1 protein-coding gene is annotated in these 1813 nt (G+C 44.7%); it reads left to right on the forward strand.

The genetic code is table 11. The features are described from left to right. Window positions 1-101 precede the first annotated feature (101 nt). The coding region (locus tag AC1DSE_RS34790) for a fibronectin type III domain-containing protein (protein ID WP_477529071.1) at window positions 102-1813 on the forward strand (1712 nt) is incomplete at its 3' end.

Consider the following 1813-nt stretch of genomic DNA (forward strand, 5'->3'; position numbering starts at 1 on the left):
TTTATACGGTTAGGAGGTGATGTTTTTAAGAGATTGAATGTAATCGCTTACAAAAAAGGTAGTGGTCAGAAGCTTTATATTGAGAAGGGAGATAGTTGACGATGAAAAATTATTCGCGATCAACGAAACGAATGATGAAAGCTCTTTTAGCTGCCCTAGCAGCGCTGCTAGTATTGACTGGATTGCCCTTAGGAACGGATAGAGTAGAGGCCGCAACAGCTCGCAACAAAATAATCGTAGGCTACTGGCATAATTTTGACAACTTCTCTACCAATATTCGTTTAAAAGATATTTCTCCGGATTACGACGTGATCCAGGTCGCTTTTGCTGAACCAACAGGTGGCGCACATACTGGCAATATGGTGTTCACCCCTTACAACGCAACAGTTAGCGAGTTTCAGTCTGATGTTGCTTACCTTAAAGCGAGAGGACAAAAGGTGCTCATATCCATCGGCGGCGCTAACGGTGCAGTGGAGCTTACTACACCTCAGGCCAAAACAACATTTGTGAACACGATGAAGGGTATTATTAATTTATATGGATTTGACGGCCTCGATATTGACCTTGAAGGCAGCTCTCTTGCCCTTAACACAGGAGACACCAACTTCAAAGCTCCTACCACCCCAAAAATAGTAAATTTAATTTCTGCTACGCGTGAAATATTAAATAGCTATAGTTCAGATTTCCTTCTGACCATGGCACCGGAAACCGCCTATGTTCAGGGTGGAGCAGGAAACTATACAGGACTTTGGGGAGCATACCTCCCTGTCATCTACGATCTGCGAAATGAGCTGGATTACCTGCATGTTCAGCATTATAATACGGGTCCTATGTTAGGCCTTGATGGTAAAGCCTATTCTCAAGGTACGCCTGACTTCCATGTGGCTATGGCTGAAATGCTGCTTGTTGGATTTCCAGTCGGAGGCAATCCGAATAATATGTTTCCGGCTCTTCGTCCAGATCAAATCGTCATTGGTTTGCCCGCTTCACCACAAGCAGCAGGCGGAGGTTATACAACACCGGCTAACGTGCAGAAAGCTCTTGATTATCTTATAAAAGGTATACCTTTCGGCGGAACCTACGTTCTTCGCAATACCGCTGGTTATCCTGATTTAAAAGGATTGATGACCTGGTCTATCAACTGGGATAAATATACGAACAATCTATTTTCTACGAGTCATCGTACCTATCTCGATCAATATGGTTCTGGTGGAGGTGACATTACAGCTCCGTCAGTTCCTGCAAATCTTCAATTAACTGCCAAAACGTCCACGAGTGCGAGCCTGTCTTGGAGTGCATCTACCGATGATCGAGGAGTAACGGGATATATCGTCTCATATGGTTCAACTTCAACAACCGTTACAGGTACAAGCACAACAATCAGCGGTTTGACAGCTAACAAAGCGTATTCATTTACTGTAAAAGCGAGAGATGCAGCGGGCAATATTTCTGGCGCGAGCAACGTGATTAATGTAACTACTGATGCACCCGTTGTGGATGTAATAGCACCTTCAGTACCTGCTAATTTACGCACGACAAGTACGAGTGCATTCAGTGTCAACTTAGCATGGAACGCTTCGACGGATAACGTTAATGTAACCGGTTATACCGTGACTTACGGTACAACAAACGTGAATGCAACGGGTACAAGCGCAGCAATTAGCGGATTATCCCCTAACACTGCCTATACCTTTACAGTGAAGGCATATGATGCAGCAGGCAATGTGTCTGGTGCAAGTACGCCAATTACGGTTACTACAAGCCCCGCAAATGTTTGCACCGTRCAGCAATGGAACACCGACACAGCCTATAC

Source organism: Paenibacillus sp. 01L418, assembly GCF_056400045.1.